Origin of the sequence: Streptomyces gilvus, assembly GCF_022513565.1 — a bacterium.
In the GTDB taxonomy this organism is placed as follows: domain Bacteria; phylum Actinomycetota; class Actinomycetes; order Streptomycetales; family Streptomycetaceae; genus Streptomyces; species Streptomyces gilvus.
In genome coordinates this window covers 94,037-113,073 of record NZ_JAKWBE010000011.1, presented here as the reverse complement: position 1 = coordinate 113,073, position 19,037 = coordinate 94,037, and the positions used below count along the sequence as shown (strand labels likewise).

19 protein-coding genes, 1 pseudogene and 1 riboswitch are annotated in these 19,037 nt (G+C 70.2%); of the genes and pseudogenes, 15 read left to right on the top strand and 5 right to left on the bottom strand.

Translation table 11 applies throughout. The features are described from left to right. Positions 1-11: 11 nt before the first annotated feature. From MKW14_RS18915 to MKW14_RS18905, 3 genes and pseudogenes are all read right to left on the bottom strand, one after another. The gene (locus MKW14_RS18915) at positions 12-212 is read right to left on the bottom strand and encodes a DUF397 domain-containing protein (RefSeq protein WP_240863968.1); all 201 of its coding nucleotides are present in this window, start codon (positions 210-212) and stop codon (positions 12-14) included. A gap of 8 nt (positions 213-220) precedes the next feature. Beyond that, positions 221-316: pseudogene (locus tag MKW14_RS18910) on the bottom strand (transcriptional regulator); the annotation flags it as partial. Positions 317-340: 24 nt separating this feature from the next. Beyond that, positions 341-1,102, bottom strand: coding sequence for an SMI1/KNR4 family protein (locus tag MKW14_RS18905; protein WP_240863710.1), 762 nt, complete (start codon positions 1,100-1,102; stop codon positions 341-343). A 229-nt stretch (positions 1,103-1,331) separates the two neighbouring features. On the opposite strand from MKW14_RS18905, the gene MKW14_RS18900 reads away from it, so the two are divergent. Beyond that, the gene (locus MKW14_RS18900) at positions 1,332-2,576 is read left to right on the top strand and encodes a peptidase M16 family protein (protein ID WP_240863708.1); all 1,245 of its coding nucleotides are present in this window, start codon (positions 1,332-1,334) and stop codon (positions 2,574-2,576) included. A 1-nt stretch (position 2,577) separates the two neighbouring features. Here MKW14_RS18900 and MKW14_RS18895 read toward each other — a convergent pair whose 3' ends face one another. Beyond that, on the bottom strand, positions 2,578-2,946 hold the full coding sequence (locus MKW14_RS18895; protein ID WP_240863706.1) for a hypothetical protein: 369 nt from the start codon (positions 2,944-2,946) through the stop codon (positions 2,578-2,580). Positions 2,947-3,018: 72 nt separating this feature from the next. Then, the gene (locus MKW14_RS18890; RefSeq protein WP_240863704.1) at positions 3,019-3,735 is read right to left on the bottom strand and encodes a hypothetical protein; all 717 of its coding nucleotides are present in this window, start codon (positions 3,733-3,735) and stop codon (positions 3,019-3,021) included. Between the two features lie 352 nt (positions 3,736-4,087). On the opposite strand from MKW14_RS18890, the gene MKW14_RS18885 reads away from it, so the two are divergent. The 14 genes from MKW14_RS18885 (at position 4,088) to MKW14_RS18820 (ending at position 19,024) form a co-directional block, all read left to right on the top strand. After that, complete coding sequence (locus MKW14_RS18885) at positions 4,088-4,912, top strand: glycoside hydrolase domain-containing protein (protein WP_240863702.1); 825 nt, start codon at positions 4,088-4,090, stop codon at positions 4,910-4,912. Between the two features lie 89 nt (positions 4,913-5,001). Continuing rightward, positions 5,002-5,460, top strand: a complete 459-nt coding sequence (locus MKW14_RS18880) for a hypothetical protein (protein ID WP_240863701.1) — start codon at positions 5,002-5,004, stop codon at positions 5,458-5,460. 6 nt (positions 5,461-5,466) lie between these two features. Further along, positions 5,467-6,117, top strand: a complete 651-nt coding sequence (locus tag MKW14_RS18875; protein ID WP_240863699.1) for a hypothetical protein — start codon at positions 5,467-5,469, stop codon at positions 6,115-6,117. A gap of 226 nt (positions 6,118-6,343) precedes the next feature. Then, complete coding sequence (locus tag MKW14_RS18870; protein WP_240863697.1) at positions 6,344-6,985, top strand: SurA N-terminal domain-containing protein; 642 nt, start codon at positions 6,344-6,346, stop codon at positions 6,983-6,985. A 194-nt stretch (positions 6,986-7,179) separates the two neighbouring features. Continuing rightward, positions 7,180-8,169 (top strand): nucleoside triphosphate pyrophosphohydrolase, encoded by a 990-nt coding sequence (locus tag MKW14_RS18865; protein WP_240863695.1) that lies wholly within the window; start codon positions 7,180-7,182, stop codon positions 8,167-8,169. A gap of 218 nt (positions 8,170-8,387) precedes the next feature. Next, on the top strand, positions 8,388-9,659 hold the full coding sequence (locus tag MKW14_RS18860) for a cytochrome P450 family protein (protein WP_240863692.1): 1,272 nt from the start codon (positions 8,388-8,390) through the stop codon (positions 9,657-9,659). Positions 9,660-9,849: 190 nt separating this feature from the next. Further along, complete coding sequence (locus tag MKW14_RS18855; RefSeq protein WP_240863691.1) at positions 9,850-10,818, top strand: LysM peptidoglycan-binding domain-containing protein; 969 nt, start codon at positions 9,850-9,852, stop codon at positions 10,816-10,818. A 206-nt stretch (positions 10,819-11,024) separates the two neighbouring features. Next, positions 11,025-11,194: riboswitch (cyclic di-AMP (ydaO/yuaA leader) on the top strand. Positions 11,195-11,197: 3 nt separating this feature from the next. Beyond that, positions 11,198-11,881, top strand: coding sequence for a LysM peptidoglycan-binding domain-containing protein (locus MKW14_RS18850; protein ID WP_240863690.1), 684 nt, complete (start codon positions 11,198-11,200; stop codon positions 11,879-11,881). 310 nt (positions 11,882-12,191) lie between these two features. Continuing rightward, positions 12,192-13,478 carry a phosphopyruvate hydratase gene (gene eno, locus MKW14_RS18845; protein WP_240863689.1) on the top strand — a complete coding sequence of 429 codons (1,287 nt, stop codon included), beginning with the start codon at positions 12,192-12,194 and terminating at the stop codon, positions 13,476-13,478. A 203-nt stretch (positions 13,479-13,681) separates the two neighbouring features. Beyond that, positions 13,682-14,152, top strand: coding sequence for an FtsB family cell division protein (locus MKW14_RS18840; RefSeq protein WP_240863688.1), 471 nt, complete (start codon positions 13,682-13,684; stop codon positions 14,150-14,152). A 24-nt stretch (positions 14,153-14,176) separates the two neighbouring features. After that, a complete protein-coding gene (locus MKW14_RS18835; protein WP_240863687.1) occupies positions 14,177-14,803 on the top strand; it encodes a DUF501 domain-containing protein in 627 nt (208 codons plus the stop codon). Then, the gene (locus tag MKW14_RS18830; protein ID WP_240863686.1) at positions 14,800-15,741 is read left to right on the top strand and encodes a Ppx/GppA phosphatase family protein; all 942 of its coding nucleotides are present in this window, start codon (positions 14,800-14,802) and stop codon (positions 15,739-15,741) included. Before MKW14_RS18835 ends, MKW14_RS18830 begins: the two co-directional genes overlap by 4 nt. A 444-nt stretch (positions 15,742-16,185) precedes the next feature. Then, a complete protein-coding gene (locus tag MKW14_RS18825) occupies positions 16,186-17,562 on the top strand; it encodes an NAD(P)/FAD-dependent oxidoreductase (RefSeq protein WP_240863685.1) in 1,377 nt (458 codons plus the stop codon). 166 nt (positions 17,563-17,728) lie between these two features. Next, positions 17,729-19,024 carry a class I SAM-dependent methyltransferase gene (locus tag MKW14_RS18820; RefSeq protein ID WP_240863684.1) on the top strand — a complete coding sequence of 432 codons (1,296 nt, stop codon included), beginning with the start codon at positions 17,729-17,731 and terminating at the stop codon, positions 19,022-19,024. The last annotated feature ends 13 nt before the right edge of the window (positions 19,025-19,037 follow it).

Genomic DNA, 19,037 nt, shown 5'->3' with positions numbered 1-19,037 from the left:
TGTCTCGTAGTTCAGTGCAGGTGCCCTGCGTCCGCCTTGACGGTTTCGATGAACGTAGTGAAGGCTCCCGTGGGGAAGGTGAGTATCCCGTAGTTGGGGTCCTTGGAGTCGTGTATGGCTATGAGGGTGCTGTTGTTCGCGATTTCCACGCAGGAGTCGCCATCGCCGGGGCCGGAGTAGGACGATTTCCGCCAGTTGCCGGGGGTGTCCATGGGGTGCCTCACAGCTCTTTCGTCAGCCTGTGGATGAAGTCGCGGGACCGTTCGGGGTCGAGCGACGCGGCCTCCACTTTACGGAAGAGCGTTCGAAAGGCGCCATGCTCAAGAAGGTCCGCAGCAGATCAGAAAGGTGGCGGCTCGGAGCTGAGTGACTCGGTATATCCCAGGGACCACCGTCCAGGAACGATCTCGCAGATCGCATCCAAATCGGCGCGTGTCCGGCCCCGGACGTGGAGCCAACTGTGGACGCCAAGGCCGTCTTGGCGCAGCAGCTTGTCGGGGGCAGAGAACCAACGCACGGGAAACTCTTCCGGGTCGGTCCACATCGGGTAGTCCGGCAGTTGGACCCGCTGAAAGTGTTCGGGCACCGCACCAAGCAGGTCTCCCGGCAGCTCGCACGCGTTGTACAGCCGTCCCCCGCCGCCGAACAGCGCCTCGCTCAGCACTAGCTCGACGCAGGCCAAGGACACCCGGTCCATGAACGGCACCCAGCCGTGCCGTGCCTGGACGAGCACTGGGGGATCGTCTTGGGCAAGGTCGGTGAGGCGTACGCCCCAGAAGGCGCAGCCCTGGTTCTCGCTGCGGAATACGAGGACGCCGTCATACTCGTCATGCACGAACATCATGTGAGGCGGCAGCAGGGGGTCCTGGTTGGCGACCAGGTCGGTCCGGGCTCCGGCGAGCGCATAGAACTCGTGCAGCGCAGTCGGCAGCGAGCAGCCGAGAAGTGCCTCCGCCTGCGCCAGTTCCGCCCCGGGCGTGCCGTCGCCCTCGGTCAACGGTTCACCCCAAGCACGAGCAAAGCTGCGGATGAATGCCCAGGCCCGCTCCCGATCGGAAACCCCGCCGTCCAGAGCCTCGGCCACGTCGAAGCTGCCACTCATGCCACGCAAGGTATCGGAAGCCTGAGCCGCAACACCAAGAAGCCATCTGGAGACCGAGAAGGAGATCCTGCGCACCGAGGAGTCCCGGCGCGAGGACCCCCAACTCCCGCTGTGGCGTTACGGGGCACAGGGCTACGGACTGGTCAGCTACCCGGAGTGGGGCGTACGGACCCTGCGCCCGGACGACGTACGGCACTGGGCGCACACACGCTTCACCCACGGCAACGCCGTGCTGTGGATCGCCGGCGACCGCATGCCGGCCGGGCTGTCGCTCAAGCTGCCCGAGGGCGGCCCGCGTCATCCGATGCCCGCTGTCACCTCGGCGCTGCCCACGACCCCCGCGTACTTCTCGGACGGCCGGGGCGGGGTCCTGCTCGACGCCGTCGTCGGCGATTCCGCGGCCGCCCGGCTGTACGCGGGCGTCCTGGAACGCGAGCTCTCCCGCGCCCTGCGCCAGGAGGGCGGCTATTCCTACACCACCGCCACCGACTACACGGCCCGCCGTGACGGCCACGCCCTCGTGACCGCTTTCGCTGACTCCCTGCCCGCCAAACAGGACGCGGTGCTCGGCGGATTCGTCGACGTCCTCGCGGGGCTCCAGGTGGGCCGGATCGCGCAGGCCGACCTGGAGGCCGTACGCACCCGTACCGACGGGACCTTGACCGGGCCCGACTCGGCCGTACGGCGGCTGCCGGGCGCGGCGGAGGACCTGCTCGCCGGGCGGCCGCCGCGCACCGTCGACGAACTGCGCTCCGAGTTGTGGACGGTGACGCCGGGGCATCTGCACGCCGTGGCGGTGGAGGCGGCGGGGACGGCTCTGATGCAGGTCCCCGCGGGGCACACCGCGGACTGGGCCGGGTACACGGCGGCCCCGACGAGTTCGTCGTACGCCGTGACCGGACGGAGGTTCGATGCTGGGCACGGCGGCGGAAACGCCCGAGCTCTCGTCATCGGCGACGACGGCGTCAGCCTGACGGCGGCGGCGAAGGACGGCACGCAGGAGGCGGCGACCGTGCTCTACCGCTCCTGTGCCGCCGTACTCGGCTGGCCCGACGGTGGCCGTCGGCTCATCGGTACCGACGGCATCACGGTCGACGTGGAGCCCGGTGCGTACGGCGTCGACGCGCATACGATGGCGGCGCTCGAGGCGGCCGTACCGCCGCACGCGCGCGTGCAGTTGCCGCCGCGGCAGCGCGTGCCGCGGGCGGAGGCCCGCGAAACGGCGGAGGCCGGTGGCGCGTCGACAACCGAGCAGCCGGCCCGGCGCACCGGCGGGCAGACCGCGGCGGTGGTCGTGCTCGGTCTCCTCGCCGGTCTGTTCGCCTTCCTGGCGCTCGCGGTCACCGTCTTCGAAGGCGGTGATCCCGAGACCAGCACCGGTGAATGGCTGGGCCTGGCGGGCTTCCTCTGGGCCGTCACCGGGTTGCTGGCCTGGCCCGCGGTACGTATCCTGCGGCGCACCCGGAGGACCTGAACTACCGCAGGTACGGGTTCCCGTGCGGTGGTGGGGGGAACGGCATGGCGCCGTAGCCCTGTTGCTTCGGGGTCGGGCGGTCGAAGACGGCGAACAGCAGCAGGCCGGCCGCCATGAGCATGGTCAGGAGGACGACCAGGCCGAGGAAGGGGTCGCCCTGGCCGTCGCCGCGTACCACCGCCCACGGCAGGGTCACGCACTCGTAGAGCGCGAAGGCGGCGAAGGCGCCCCAGTCGGAACCCAGGCCGCGGCGGATCGCCACGTACAGGAAGGGCACCCAGATCAGCAGGCCGCAGGACAGCCAGGCGAGGGCCACCCACGCGATCCGTTGCAGCCAACCGGCTTCCAGCCGTTTCGACCGTCTTTCCATGACGAACACCCCCCAAGGTCGAGGCAAGGTTAGGGCAACGCCCGTCGCACGGGGGGAGTGAACGAAGGCCCGTTACTTCCTCAGCGCGGCGACGATCCCTTCCGTCAGCTTCCGCGCCGTCGCCGCCCCGTTGTCGTGTCCGTCCGTCGACAGCACGCTGACGACGTTCGTGCCGACCCGGGCGGCGATGAGAGTGGTGCCGTTCTCCCAGGAGCTGTCGGTGAGCGTGAGGGTGTACGCGCCGTCTCCGAGGCCGGAGGCGGCCGCGCCCGTGACCTTCACCTTGGTGTGCGTCTGGTCGTCGGTGAACGATGCGCAGGAGGCGGCGATCCGCTCCACGTCGGTCAGGACGCTCGCCGCGGTCGTCCCGCGGTAGCTGTCGATCTCCTGGGCTATGTCCTGCGAGGAGTCGCGGTTCACGTAGTCGTTCTGCGCGAACGACACCCCCGCCACCCCGGTGACGGCGATCCAGCTGGTGCCGTCCAGCTTGGCGCAGTCAGGCTTCGTGGCCGCGGGCGCCGTCGACGGCTCGGCGTAGGTGGAGCCGGAGTCGCGCGCACCGCTCGGGTCCACGGCGAAGCCCTTCGCGAAGAACGACGCCGGGGCCAAGGCCTTCTTGAGCTGAGTCCCCGTCAGCAGACCGGCGTTCGGGTCCTTCGTCGCGGCCGGCTTCGCGCTCGCCTTGCCGTCGCCGGCGTCGGACGAGGAGGACGAGCAGGCCGTCAGGGCGAGGGCCAGGGGGAGAGCGGTGAGGGCGAGCACCTTTGCGGCCCGCGGGGTGGTGAACATGGGGTCGGACACTAGGCCCGCCAGGCATGGCACAGGTCAGGTACAGGTAGTCGACAGGTATTCGCGCAGCCAAGGGTTCGTCAAGTCGGGGTCCGGGTACGGAATCCGCGCGGCTCGCGTTCCCTGGTTCGGAAGTTTTTGCCGTGCCGTGAGGGAATCTTGTGATGATCAGGGGATTCTGTTTCCCGAGTGCTAGGGCGCCATCGGTTACTTTGCGATCCGCTCATGGTGCCTCTTTCCGTGCGCGCGGCCTCACGGTGCCGACTCGCGCCGCTTCAGGGCACCTGCAGAATCTTTTGTCGGGCGTGTACGCGTCGCCGTACCCGCCCGCTTGTCATGAACAGGGGTGGGGATGGCCGACCATCGGCAGTCGAAGAAGCGCAGGTACATAGCGTGGGGCGTGGCCGGCGTCGTCGTCGTGGCGGGCGGTGGGATCGCCGCGACGACCTCGATGGCGGCCACGACATGGCCCGCGCAGAAGACCTTCACGGGCCGCGCCTTCGACACCTGTGCCGCCCCCTCCCTCGCCGCGATGAAGGCCTGGCACACCGGTTTCTACGGTGCCGCCGCCGTCTACATCGGCGGCAAGAACCGCGGCTGCAACCAGCCCAACCTCACCGCATCCTGGGTCAAGTCCGTCAGCGCGGTCGGCTGGAAGCTCATTCCGCTCTACGTCGGCTCCCAGCCGTCCTGCGGCTCCGGCGGCTCCGTGAAGATCAGCGCCTCCACCGCCGCCGCCGTCGGCAAGAGCGAGGCGGACGACGCGGTGGCCAAGGCCTCGGCGCTCGGCATGAAGGCCGGCAGCCCGATCTTCCTCGACATGGAGCCGTACGACGTCACGAACACCTCCTGCAACAATGCCGTGCTGACCTACGTCCGTGCCTTCGACAAGGAGCTGCACGCCAAGACGTACCGCGCCGGCTACTACGGCTTCAGCAGCTCCAGCGCCAAGGCGATCGCCACCGCGACCAACAAGACGGACCTGCCGGGCAACCTCTGGTACGCGCTGTGGGACAAGACCAACACGACCACCTCGGACTGGCCCTGGGGCAGCACCCAGTACACCGGCCACAGCCGCGGCCACCAGTACCTGGTCAACAGCAAGGAGTCCCGCGGCGGTTACACGATCACCGTGGACCGCGACGCGTGGGACGGACCGGTCGCCATCACCGGCTGAGGACGCGGTCGGGGCTGGAACCGGGACGGCTGAGGGGCTGAGCGTCGGCCGGGGCGGGCGTCGAGGATCGAAGGGCGAGGACGATGAGGATGCCGAGGCTGGTCTCGAGGGTGCTGAAGGTGCCGGCCGCGCCGGTGCTGCGGCTGCCCGCCGTGCGTGCGGGTTTCGCCGCGCTGCCCGTGGTCAGCCTGGGTCTGCTCTGTCCCGTCCCGTCCCTCGTGCTCGCCCTGCGGCGCCGGACCCGCGCCGACTGGCTGGCCTTCGCCGGTTTCAGCGCGGTCCTCGTGGCCTGGGTCACCGAACTCGCTCTGACGCCGGACGACACCCACGGCGCGTTGTTCGGGGCGGACCTGCTCCTGATCACGCTGTCGATGGCGGGCGCCTCGGCGCACGCGTGGACGGCGTGGCCCCGGCGGGCGGCCCGGCGCGAGCCCGCGTGGCTCGGCCGGGGTGCCGGTGGAGCGGCGGTCGAACAAGCGGCGGAGCGGGCGGAAGACATGGGCACCGGCCAGGTGGCCGGCCCACTGCCCGAGCGCGTGGAGGAGTAGCACCACATGGTCAAGCAGGTCCGGCAGGTCACGCGGGCACGGCCGGTCCGGGAGGAAGGCACGGGGCGGCTCACCGCCGTGGGACGTGCCGCGGTGGCCGGGCTGCGGTCGCTCGGCGGACGCACCATCGCCATGATCGGTACGGCGGTCGCCGTCGTCCTCGCGGTGATCGTTACCGGATTCCTCTTCCTCTACGACCACGGCACCAGTCGCCCGCCGATCCCCGCCACTCGCGCCCGCCACTACACCGAGACCGACGCCTGCCTCCTCACCGACCGGCACGGCATCAACGCCGCCCCCGCCGCGGCCGTCTGGCAGGGCATGCAGGACGCCTCTCTCACCACGCACGCGCGCGTGAGCTACTCCTCCGTCACGGGAGAACAGAGCACGGCGAACGCCCGTCCCTTCCTCAACTCCCTGCTGCAGGGCTCCTGCGAGGTCGTCCTCGCGGTGGGCGGCCCGGAGGTGGAGGCGGCGCGGGAGGCGACCGGACAGTACGCGAAACTGGGGTTCGTGCTCGTGGGCCGGGGGAGCGGGAGCAAAGGTCAGGGCAAGGGCAAGGCAGGCGCGGACAACGTGGCCTGGGTGCCCGCCGACGACGGACTGCGCGCCGGTGTCGCCGCCGCGGTGAAGCGGGCGGTCGACGCGCGGGGTTGAGCTCACGGGCGCTCAGCCCGTACTGACCGTACTGACCCGCCAGAGCCCGGTCCGTACCGACCGTGCTGACCCGCCAGAGCCCGGATCGGCGCGGCGGTGCCTCAAGCCTCGGTGAATCGTTGGTCGAATGGGTCGGTCGAATGGGTTGGCCCCAGCCGTCCCACTGCCTACCATCGATCACCGCAAGACTTTGTGCACCGTCGCACAATCTCCTCGGGAGGCCTCCTTGCACCGCCGCCGTCGCACCGCGCTCCTGCTCACCGCCGCGATCGCCGCCGCGGCCCCTCTCCTTTCCGCATGTGGAAGCGAAGCGCATCCCGGCGCGGCGGCCGTCGTGGGCGGCACGCGGATCACCGTGTCGCAACTCGAGAACCGGGTGAACGAGGTGCGCGAGGCGCAGCGCGCGGCCGTGGCCAACGAGGCGCAGTACAAGCAGGCCGTCGCGCAGACCGGCAGCCTCACCCGCGACACCCTGCACGGCATGGTCCTCGACGAGGTGGTGGGGCGCGCCGCCCAGGACGCGGGCGTGAGCGTCACCCCCAAGGAGGTCCAGCAGATGCGGGCCGGCCTGGAGCAGCAGGTCGGCGGCTCCAAGGCGCTTCAGACGGCCTGGCTGCAGCAGTACGGGGTGGCGCCCGAGCGCCTCGACGACAACCTGCGCCTCCAGCTCGAGGCCCAGAAGCTCGCCCAGAGCCTCGGCACCGACACCAGCAAGCCGGCCTTCTGGAACGCCCTGGCCAAGGCGTCCAAGGAACTCCACGTCGACCTCAACCCGCGCTACGGCACCTGGGACGTCCAGAAGAGCAGCCGCGTGGACGCGAAGACCCCGTGGGTCCGCGAGGTCACGGCGACCCAGCAGTCGGCGTAGCCGAAACCGGAGGAACGGTACGCCGGCGCCCACCTGTGGAAAAGCGGCCTGCGGAGTAGCGGCCTGCGGAGCAGCAGCCTGAGGAGTAGCAGCCTGTGGAAAAGCGGGCTGAAGAAAAACAGCCTGTGGAAAAGCGGGCTCCCGTCCTGTGGACAACTCGTGGTGCCGTCGGTGACGTGGGTTAGCTTCGAACCGTGAACGCAACCAGCCGTCCCGAAGACGCCGCCGTCTCCCCCGGCCGCATCGTCCTGCTCACCACCAGCCACCGGGTGGCACCCGGCCTGCTGTCCTGGCCCGCGTGGCAGGCCCTGCACGCGGCCGACCGGGTGCTGTGCGCGGACGGCGCGCATCCGCAGCTGCCGTATCTGCGGGAAGCCGGGATAGCCGTCGACGAGGGGGCCCCGACGGCCGAGGAGCTGGTGGCCGCCTGTTCCGGTGGCCGCACGGTCGTGGTCGTCGCCACCGGCGAGGGCGAGCCGGCCCTCACGGACGGCCTCGCGCGGCTCGCCGGTTCGGGCCGCGTGAGCATGCCCGACCTGGAGCTCCTCCCCGCCTCCTACGACCTGCCCGGCGCCCGTCTCCTCGACCTCGTCCAGGTCATGGACCGGATCCGTCGCGATTGCCCCTGGTCCTCCCAGCAGACCCACAAGGGTCTGGCGAAGTACGGCATCGAGGAGGCGTACGAACTCGTCGAGGCGATCGAGGACGGCGACCGCGACGAGCTGCGCGAGGAACTGGGCGACGTCCTGCTCCAGGTCGTCTTCCACTCCCGCATCGCCGAGGAGCACCCGGAGACGCCCTTCTCCATCGACGACGTGGCCGGCGGCATCGTCGCCAAGCTCATCCACCGTCACCCGCACGTCTTCGGCGACGAGACGGCCACGACCCCGGAGGAGGTCAAGGAGCACTGGCTGCGCACCAAGGCGATCGAGAAGCGGCGGGAGTCGGTGACGGACGGGATACCCCTGGGCCAGCCGGGCCTCGCCCTCGCGTCGAAGCTGGCGTCCCGCGTGCGGACCGCGGGACTGGACGTGCCGCTGCCGACGGGTGAGGGCGTCGGCTACGAGCTGCTCGCGCTGGCGGCGCGGGCGGAGGCACAGGGCGTGGATCCGGAAGCGGCGCTGCGGGTCGCGGCACGGGCGTACCGGGACGCGGTGCGCGCCGCTGAGGGACTGTCCTCCTAGTATTCGGGTCCGCTGAGGGACTGTCCTCCTAGTATTCGGGTCCGCTGAGGGGCTGTCCTTCTGGTATTCCGGTCCGCTGAGGGGCTGTCCTTCTGGTACTCCGGTCCGCTGAGGGGCTGTCCTCTTGGCACCGCTGTCCGCTGTCGCGCCGCATCCCGCCCGCCGTCCTCCCGGCACCTCCGCCTGATCGGGTGCGCGATGCCGGATACCGTCGAGGAGTGACCAGCCACCCCGCTCCCGACGGCACCGTCCCGGAACTCTTCACCTGGGAGTTCGCCACCGACCCCTACCCCGCGTACGCGTGGCTGCGGGAGCACGCCCCCGTGCACCGGACCACGCTGCCCAGCGGGGTCGAGGCCTGGCTGGTCACCCGGTACGCCGACGCCAAGCAGACGCTCGCCGACAGCCGGCTCTCCAAGAACCCCGCACATCACGACGAACCCGCCCACGCCCGGGGCAGGACGGGGATCCCGGGGGAGCGGAAGGCGGAGCTGATGACGCATCTGCTCAACATCGACCCGCCGGACCACACCCGGCTGCGCCGGCTCGTCAGCAAGGCCTTCACCCCGCGCCGGGTCGCCGAGTTCGCGCCGCGGGTCCAGGAGTTGACGGACCGTCTGATCGACGGGTTCGCCGGGAAGGGAGAAGCGGACCTCATTCACGAGTTCGCCTTCCCGCTCCCCATCTACGCGATCTGCGACCTCCTCGGCGTCCCGCGCGAGGACCAGGCCGACTTCCGGGACTGGGCGGGCATGATGATCCGGCACGGGGGCGGCCCGAGGGGCGGGGTCGCGCGGTCGGTCAAGAAGATGCGGGGCTACCTCGCCGAGCTCATCCACAAGAAGCGCCAGGCCCTCCCGGACGAGCCCGTTCCCGGCGAGGACCTCATCTCCGGGCTCATCCGCGCCTCCGACCACGGTGAGCACCTCACCGAGAACGAGGCCGCGGCGATGGCGTTCATCCTGCTGTTCGCCGGCTTCGAGACCACTGTCAACCTCATAGGCAACGGCACCTACGCCCTGCTCACCCACCCCGAGCAGCGGCACGCTCTCCAGACCTCCCTCGCCGTCGGCGAGGACGGCCTGCTCGCGACCGCCGTCGAGGAACTCCTGCGCTACGACGGCCCGGTGGAGCTGGCGACCTGGCGGTTCGCCACCGAACCCCTCACCATCGGCGGACAGCACATCGCGGCCGGCGACCCGGTCCTCGTCGTCCTGGCCGCCGCGGACCGGGACCCGGAGCGGTTCGCCGATCCCGACACCCTCGACCTCGCCCGGCGCGACAACCAGCACCTCGGCTACGGCCACGGCATCCACTACTGTCTCGGCGCCCCGCTGGCCCGGCTGGAGGGCCAGACCGCGCTGGCCACGCTGCTCACCCGGCTGCCGAATCTGCAACTCGGCGCCGATCCGGACGAGTTGAGGTGGCGCGGCGGGCTCATCATGCGCGGACTGCGCACGCTTCCCGTGGAGTTCACCCCGGCCGGGTGAGGAGACACGGCCGGACAAACGCCGGACAAACATGACACGCGCTCAAGTCTGTGATCTTCACGTGATCTACGCGGCATTAACTTGTGACGAGTGATCGCCTGACGATACGTTCACGGATCAACAGCGGCGCCAGGGTTTGGCCCAGGCTTCACGCGCCGTGGTCACTGTTGTCTCGCGAAAGGCCCCCCACATGCTCTCCGGGAACGGTCGTCACCGTCGCCCCCGCCAGGCTCCGGCCCTGCTCGTAGCGGCCGGTGTCACCGGCTCCGCCATCGCCATCCCGCTCCTCGGGGCGGCGAGCGCGAACGCGGCCGACGGAACCACGTGGGACAAGGTGGCGAACTGCGAGACCGGCGGCTCCTGGAGCGAGAACAGCGGCAACGGCTTCTACGGCGGTCTGAAGCTGACCCAGGACGACTGGGACAAGTACGGCGGCCTCGACTACGCCGAGCGCCCCGACCTCGCCAGCCGCAACCAGCAGATAGCCGTCGCCGAGAAGATCCTCGACGCCGAGGGCGTGGGCGCCTTCCATGTCTGTGGACTGACCTCCGGGCTGACCAAGGGCTCGGGCTCGGTGGACATCGACACCGGCGTGTCCGGCGGATCGTCCGGTTCATCCGGTTCGTCCGACACCTCGGACGGGTCCGGCTCCACCGGTCTGTCCAACTCCTCTGGTGACTCGACGGGCGACTCGACGGGTGACTCCTCCTCGGCGGACGGCTCGCCGTCGCCCTCCGCCTCCACCGGCTCTCCCTCCGCTTCGGCGGGCAACTCCAGCAAATCGGACAACTCGCCCTCGCCTTCCGCGTCTCCCTCGGATTCACAGGCGGCCGACAGCCCGTCGACAGGACGGGCGAAAAGCGACGACTCGGACAATGAGCAGCAGGCGGTGGGCTCTTGGAGCCTCGTCGACACCGGCGCCGTCGCGTCCGCAACGGGCACCGGACGGCATCGCGGCGCGAGCGCCGAGGAGGCCGTGACCGAGAGCGCCAAGGCCGGCACCTACACCGTGCACGCCGGCGACACCCTCGGCTCCATCGCCGACAGCCTTGGCCTGGACGGCGGATGGCGCGCGCTCTACACCGCGAACAAGCAGGCCATCGGCACCGACCCGAACCACATCTCCGCCGGTCAGACGCTCGAACTTCCGGTTGAATAAGGGGCGAACGGGGCGGAAAAAGACGGGAGTTCACGTCACGCTTCGCGCTGAATGTCCGGTTTGGCGAAAGTGTGGGATGAGTCTCAGAAGCCCTGATCGTCTTTGAAATTACGCCGATTCCGTGGCTACGGTCATCACCGCTCGGCAATCCGAGCCCCGACGGCCGCAACGCCGAATCCTGCCAGTGGCCGTACGGGAACAGTCGTCGCGTGACAGCGCCGTAGGCAGGAGCGGGGGACCCAGGTAAGTGCCCCACCGGGCAGTCGACGGTGGCGGCTTGGGGTGTAGCCGCGCCTCGTGGAAGCGAGGGCGCGGCCGGGCAACTCAACCGGCCCGAACCCGACAGCTCACCTCGCAGGCGTCGGTGAGGGGATCAACCATGCTGTTTTCCGGCAAGGGCAAGCACCGTCGTCCGTCCAAGGCCACCCGTGTCGCCGCGCTCGCCGGTGTCACCGGTGTCGCCATCGCCGCTCCGCTGATGGCGGCCGGCAACGCTTCCGCCGCCACCGCCTCCGAGTGGGACGCGGTCGCCCAGTGCGAGTCGGGCGGCAACTGGTCCATCAACACCGGCAACGGCTACTACGGCGGCCTGCAGTTCTCCGCCTCCACCTGGGCCGCGTACGGCGGCACCGCCTACGCCCCGCAGGCGAACCAGGCCGGCAAGGCGCAGCAGATAGCCGTCGCCGAGAAGGTCCTCGCCTCCCAGGGCAAGGGCGCCTGGCCGGTCTGCGGCAAGGGCCTGTCCGGCGCCGCCTACACCGGCTCCAGCGCCTCGGGCTCCACCAGCACCACCACGCGCTCCTCCGAGTCGCAGGCCGCCTCCCGCTCCTCCGAGCGTCCGGCCGCCAAGACCCAGAAGAGCCAGAAGACCGTCACCACCCCGACCGGCAAGAAGGTCAAGAAGGGCGACGGCGAGTACAAGGTCGTCAAGGGTGACACCCTCAGCTCCATCGCGGCCAAGCATGGCGTCAAGGGCGGCTGGAAGAAGCTGTTCGAGCTGAACAAGGACATCATCGACGACGCCAACCTGATCTACCCGGGTCAGCAGCTGCACCTGAAGTAATAGCTGAACCACAGCGCCCTGACAGCCGTGTCCCCCAGTATGGAGGACACGTGAGGGCCTCCCCCGTCCCCACGGGCTCCCCGCTCCGGTGCGTGTTCCCCCGTACGCACCGGGGCGGGGCTTTTTCATGCGCGGGCGTCCGCACCTTTTCACGCGGGAGCGCCCCGGCCTCTTTGTTCCGTTCAGAAACAATTTACTCTCGGTTCTGCCCAACAGATGGTCGGCGGCGTGGCCGATCGGCCTGAGGCGGTTAGGCTCGTCTCGCAGAGCCACCGCGGCGCTGCACAGCCGCGTCACATTGAAGAAGGAGATGCTCGTGCCGTCCATCGACGTCGTCGTAGCCCGGGAAATCCTGGACTCCCGAGGCAACCCCACGGTCGAGGTCGAGGTCGGCCTCGACGACGGCAGCACGGGTCGTGCCGCCGTCCCGTCCGGCGCCTCCACGGGCGCCTTCGAGGCCATCGAGCTCCGCGACGGTGACCCCAACCGCTACCAGGGCAAGGGCGTCGAGAAGGCCGTCCTCGCCGTCATCGAGCAGATCGGCCCGGAGCTGGTCGGTTACGACGCCACCGAGCAGCGCCTGATCGACCAGGCGATGTTCGACCTGGACGCCACCGACAACAAGGGCTCCCTCGGCGCCAACGCCATCCTCGGCGTCTCCCTCGCCGTCGCCCACGCCGCCTCCGAGGCCAGCGACCTCCCGCTCTTCCGCTACCTGGGCGGCCCGAACGCGCACCTGCTGCCGGTGCCGATGATGAACATCCTGAACGGCGGCTCGCACGCCGACTCCAACGTGGACATCCAGGAGTTCATGATCGCCCCGATCGGCGCGGAGTCCTTCTCCGAGGCGCTGCGCTGGGGCACCGAGGTCTACCACACCCTGAAGAAGGTCCTGAAGGGCAAGGGTCTGTCCACCGGCCTCGGCGACGAGGGCGGCTTCGCCCCGAACCTCGAGTCCAACCGGGCCGCCCTCGACCTCATCCTCGAGGCGATCAAGCAGGCCGGGTACATCCCGGGCGAGCAGATCGCGCTCGCGCTCGACGTCGCCGCGTCCGAGTTCTACAAGGACGGCAAGTACGAGTTCGAGGGCAAGTCCCGCTCGGCCGCCGAGATGACGGAGTACTACGAGGAGCTCGTCGCCGCCTACCCGCTGGTCTCCATCGAGGACCCGCTGTTCGAGGACGACTGGGCCGGCTGGAAGGTCATCACCGACAAGCTCGGCGACAAGGTCCAGCTCGTCGGCGACGACCTGTTCGTCACCAACCCCGAGCGTCTGGCCCGCGGCATCGAGGAGGGCACCGCGAACGCCCTGCTCGTGAAGGTCAACCAGATCGGCTCGCTGACCGAGACCCTGGACGCCGTCGAGCTCGCCCAGCGCAACGGCTTCAAGTGCATGATGTCCCACCGCTCCGGCGAGACCGAGGACGTCACCATCGCCGACCTGGCCGTCGCCACCAACTGCGGCCAGATCAAGACCGGCGCCCCGGCCCGCTCCGAGCGCGTCGCCAAGTACAACCAGCTGCTGCGCATCGAGGAGATCCTCGACGACGCGGCGGTGTACGCGGGCCGCAGCGCGTTCCCGCGCTTCAAGGGATGAGCACCGTCAACGGCTGATCCTTACGGGGCTAAGCCTTAGCCAGTCGTACGTACGTCCCCGTACCGGTCCCGTACCGTGTGCGGGGACGTACGCACGTGTGAACGGGAGGCGGGACATGGCCGTGCTGTGCTGTCCCGGGGGACAACCCCCGGACCCCCGGCCGACCTCTGGGCGCACGGAGTGATGATGCGAGGTGATGTGTCGTGACCGGCCGGGACCGGTTCTCCACCGCGACCAGACTGCGGCTGCTCGGCGAGCAGACCGCCGCCCGTGTCTACCGCTCCCAGACCCGGCGCCAGGCCCGCCGCTCCCGCCTCACCGGCCGCGCGGCCCTGCTCGCGCTCGTGGTGTGCACGCTGGTCGTGGCACTGGCCTACCCGATGCGCCAGTACGTCTCCCAGCGCGCCCAGATCTCCGACCTGGAGCGGCAGCAGCAACAGGAGCGGCAGCGGGTCGAGCAGCTGCGCGACCTCAAGGCGCGCTGGCAGGACGACGCGTACGCCGAGCAGCAGATCCGGCAGCGGCTGCACTATGTGATGCCGGGCGAGACGGGGTACGTCGTCATCGACCCGGACGCGGCCAAGCAGTCCCGCGCCGACCTCGGGGCCGCCGACCGGCCCTGGTACGCCAATGTCTGGGACGGGGTCGACAAGTCCGACGCCTCCGACCAGTGACGTGACGAGAGAGACAAGTTCGTAGTGGAAACGCCTCCGCCGACCACCCCGCGCACCGAGCCCACCGACGCGGACGTCGAGGCCTTCAAGCAGCAGCTCGGGCGTCCGCCGCGCGGCCTGCGCGCCATCGCCCACCGGTGCCCGTGCGGGCAGCCGGACGTCGTGGAGACCGCGCCCCGTCTTCCCGACGGCACCCCCTTCCCCACCCTCTACTACCTGACGTGCCCCAAGGCGAACTCCGCGATCGGCACGCTGGAGGCGAACGGGGTGATGAAGGAGATGACGGAGCGGCTGGCGACGGATCCCGAGCTGGCCGCCGCGTACCGCGCCGCGCACGAGGACTACGTCCGGCGCCGGGACGAGATCGAGGAGCTGACCGGCTTCCCCAGCGCCGGCGGCATGCCGGACCGGGTGAAGTGCCTGCACGTCCTGGTCGCCCACTCCCTGGCCGCGGGCCCCGGGGTGAACCCGCTCGGCGACGAGGCACTGGCGATGCTGCCCGAGTGGTGGCGCAAGGGCGCGTGTGTGCTGCCCTCCGGGCCGCCGGCCGGTGCGGGATGGCGGACGGCCGAATCCGAGGACGGCACGGGGTACTTCGCCTTCCGGCCCGTCGACCAGGACGCCGAGCCCAGCGAGGGAGACGCCCAGTGACCCGTGTCGCCGCCGTGGACTGCGGTACGAACTCCATCCGGCTGCTCGTCGCCGACGCCGATCCGGAGACCGGGGAACTGGTCGATCTGGACCGGCGCATGACCATCGTGCGGCTCGGGCAGGGCGTCGACCGGACCGGGCGGCTCGCGCCCGAGGCGCTGGAGCGGACCTTCGCCGCCTGCCGTGAGTACGCGGCCGTCATCAAGGAGCACGGCGCGGAGCGGCTGCGGTTCGTGGCCACCTCCGCCTCGCGGGACGCCGAGAACCGGGACGAGTTCGTGCGCGGGGTCCTCGACATCCTGGGCGTGGAGCCCGCGGTCATCTCCGGCGACCAGGAGGCGGAGTTCTCCTTCACCGGGGCGACCAGGGAGCTGGCGGGCGGCGCTCACCTCGACAGGCCGTACCTGGTCGTGGACATCGGCGGCGGTTCCACCGAGTTCGTGGTCGGCGAGGAGCACGTGCGGGCGGCCCGTTCCGTGGACGTCGGCTGTGTGCGGATGACCGAGCGGCACCTGGTCCGGGAGGGCGCCGTGACCGACCCGCCCACCGAGGAGCAGATCGCGGCCATGCGGGCCGACGTCGAGCGGGCCCTGGACCTCGCCGAGGAGACGGTTCCGCTGCGGGAGGCGCGCACCCTGGTCGGCCTCGCGGGGTCGGTGACGACCGTCTCGGCCATCGCCCAGGACCTGCCCGAGTACGACTCCGCCCGCATCCACCACTCCCGGGTCTCCCTGGAGCGGGTCAGGGAGATCACCGACTGGCTGCTGCACTCCACCCACGCCGAGCGGGCCGCCGTACCGTCCATGCATCCGGGGCGGGTCGACGTCATCGCCGCGGGGGCCCTCGTCCTGTTGTCGATCATGGAGCGGACGGGCGCGCGGGAGGTCGTGGTGAGCGAGCACGACATCCTCGACGGCATCGCGTGGTCGGTGGCGTAGGTCTCGTTTGTTACTGGTCGGTAGCACTCGGACGAGCAGGTCGGGTAGCGTCTGAGCATGATCGGGGGGCCCTCGCGGGCCCCTCGGCGACACGCCGCCGGGAAAGTTCGTGAAGTTCTTCACAAGGAATTCCGCCGTGTCGCGCGACGAAAAGGCCCCGGTTGGACCTTCCGGGGGGTCAACAGGCCCTTGAACACGTTCAACAGGAGCGTGTAAGAGGGGCCTGGAAGAGGCTCCCGGAGGGGTGTTTCGGGCCGCTCACGAGAGCGTCATCCGGCCGGAGAGGCTGCTCACGCGGCATTGACAACGGGTCGTACCGGGCGGGGGGTTGTCCACCCGACCATGATCCACGTCACGCGGGTCGCGCAGAATAACACACCCCATGCAAGAGCTTGTGAAGGGGCGCACGAGCTACCCCCCTGAGGCGGGTGGATACTCGATGCCATGAGCACCACGGAGCGTCCCAGGATCCTCGTAGTAGGCGGTGGGTACGTAGGCCTGTACGCAGCTCGGCGCATCCAGAAGAAGATGCGCTACGGAGAGGCGACCGTCACGGTCGTCGACCCCCGGTCGTACATGACCTACCAGCCCTTCCTTCCCGAAACCGCCGCCGGCAACATCTCCCCGCGCCACGTCGTCGTCCCGCTGCGACGCGTGCTGCCCAAGGCGGAGGTCCTCACCGGCCGGGTCACCACCATCGACCAGGACCGCAAGGTCGCCACGATCGCCCCGCTGGTCGGCGAGGCGTACGAGCTGCCCTTCGACTACCTGGTGATCGCGCTCGGCGCGGTCTCCCGCACCTTCCCGATCCCCGGCCTCGCCGAGCAGGGCATCGGCATGAAGGGCATCGAGGAGGCCATCGGCCTGCGCAACCACGTCCTCGAGCAGCTCGACAAGGCCGACTCCACCACCGACGAGGAGATCCGCCGCAAGGCGCTCACCTTCGTCTTCATCGGCGGCGGCTTCGCCGGTGCCGAGACCATCGGTGAGGTCGAGGACCTGGCCCGCGACGCGGCCAAGTACTACAAGAACGTCTCCCGCGAGGACATGCGCTTCATCCTCGTCGACGCCGCCGACAAGATCCTGCCCGAGGTCGGCCCCAAGCTGGGCGCCTACGGCAAGGAGCACCTGGAGAGCCGCGGCGTGGAGATCTACCTCTCCACCTCGATGGACTCCTGCGTCGACGGCCACGTTGTGCTGAAGAACGGCCTCGAGGTCGACTCCAACACCATCGTGTGGACCGCCGGCGTGAAGCCCAACCCGGCCCTCGCCCGCTACGGCCTGCCGCTCGGCCCCCGCGGTCACGTCGACTGCGAGCCGACCCTCCAGGTCAAGGGCACCGACTACATCTGGGCCGCCGGCGACAACGCCCAGGTCCCCGACCTCGTCGGCCGCAAGGCGGGCAACGAGAACGCCTGGTGCCCGCCGAACGCCCAGCACGCGCTGCGCCAGGCCAAGGTCCTCGGCGACAACGTGATCTCCGGCATGCGGGGCTTCCCGCAGAAGGACTACAGCCACGCCAACAAGGGCGCGGTGGCCGGTCTCGGCCTCCACAAGGGCGTCGCGATGATCGTCATGGGCAAGATGAAGATCAAGCTCAAGGGCCGTCTCGCCTGGTACATGCACCGCGGCTACCACGGCCTCGCGATGCCGACCTGGAACCGCAAGGTCCGCGTCCTCGCCGACTGGACCCTCGGCATGTTCCTCAAGCGCGAGGTCGTCTCCCTCGGCGCGATGGAGCACCCCCGCGAGGAGTTCTACGAGGCCGCCCGTCCGGTGCCGGCCGCCGAGCCGAAGAAGACCGAGGCCAAGGCCTCCTGACCGGATCCCGGTCGCCGAACGAACCGAAGGGCCTCCCGCCATCCGTGGTGCGGGAGGCCCTTCGGGTTTTTTCTGATCCGTGACGCCTGTGGGGGACTGCGCGGCCACCTCATCGATGTTTACGTGGTACTGGACATTCCGGGATCGCGTCACGGAGGTGTGCGCCATGGCCGACGCCGCGCTGCGGCTGAAGAGCCTCGTCGAACAGTTGCTGGGAGTGCCGTTTCCGGTGCGCATCCGCGCCTGGGACGGTTCGCAGGCGGGGCCGCCGGACGCACCGGCGCTGGTCGTGCGCAACCGCCGGGCGGTGCGCCGGCTGCTGTGGAAACCGGGGGAACTGGGGCTGGCCCGGGCCTGGGTCGCCGGGGACCTGGAGATCGAGGGCGATCTGTACCGGGCGCTGGACCTGATGGCGGAACTCGTCTGGGAGCGCGGGGAGGACGGCAGGACCCTGCTGCAGACGCTGCGGGACCCGAAGGTACGGGCCGCCGCCCGGGGGCTCGTACGGATCGCCGGGGTGCCGCTGCCGCCCGCGCCGCCCCGCGAGGAGGTCCGCAGGGCCCGCGCCCATCTGCACACCAAGCGCACCGACAGACGCGCCATCAGTCACCACTACGACGTCGGCAACGACTTCTACGAGATCGTCCTCGGCCCGTCGATGGTGTACTCGTGTGCCTACTGGCCCGCCCCGGACGCCACGCTCGAACAGGCCCAGCGCGAGAAGCTCGATCTGGTCTGCCGCAAGCTGGGACTGACGGAGGGTCAGCGGCTGCTGGACGTCGGCTGCGGCTGGGGTTCGATGGCCGTCCACGCGGCCCGCGAGTACGGCGTGCGCGTCATCGGCATCACCCTCTCCCAGGAACAGGCCGCGTACGCCCGTAAACGAGCCGCCGACGAGGGTCTGACCGACCTCGTGGAGATCAGGGTGCAGGACTACCGGGAGGTCGCCGACGGGCCCTACGACGCCATCTCCTCCATCGGCATGGCCGAACACGTGGGCGCCGACCGCTACCTGGAGTACGCCGAGGACCTGTACCGGCTGCTGAGGCCCGGCGGGCGGCTGCTCAACCACCAGATCGGCCGCCGTCCGCAGCGCGACGAATCCTCGTACAACGTCGACGAGTTCATCGACGCGTACGTGTTCCCCGACGGGGAGCTCGCCCCGATCGGGACCACCGTCACCCAGCTGGAACGGGCCGGGTTCGAGGTGCGGGACGTCGAGGCGCTCCGCGAGCACTACGGGCTCACCCTGCGCCGCTGGGTGGCCAACCTGGAGGCCGACTGGGCCCGCGCGGTGCGGCTGGCCGGGGCGGGCCGGGCCCGCGTCTGGCTGCTGTACATGGCCGCCTGCGCGCTCTCCTTCGAGCGCAACCGCATCGGCGTCAACCAGGTGCTCGCGGTGCGCACCCCGGAGGGCGGCGCGTCCGGGATGCCGCTGCGGGCCCGGACCTGGGGCGCCTGAGCCCCGTAGGCAC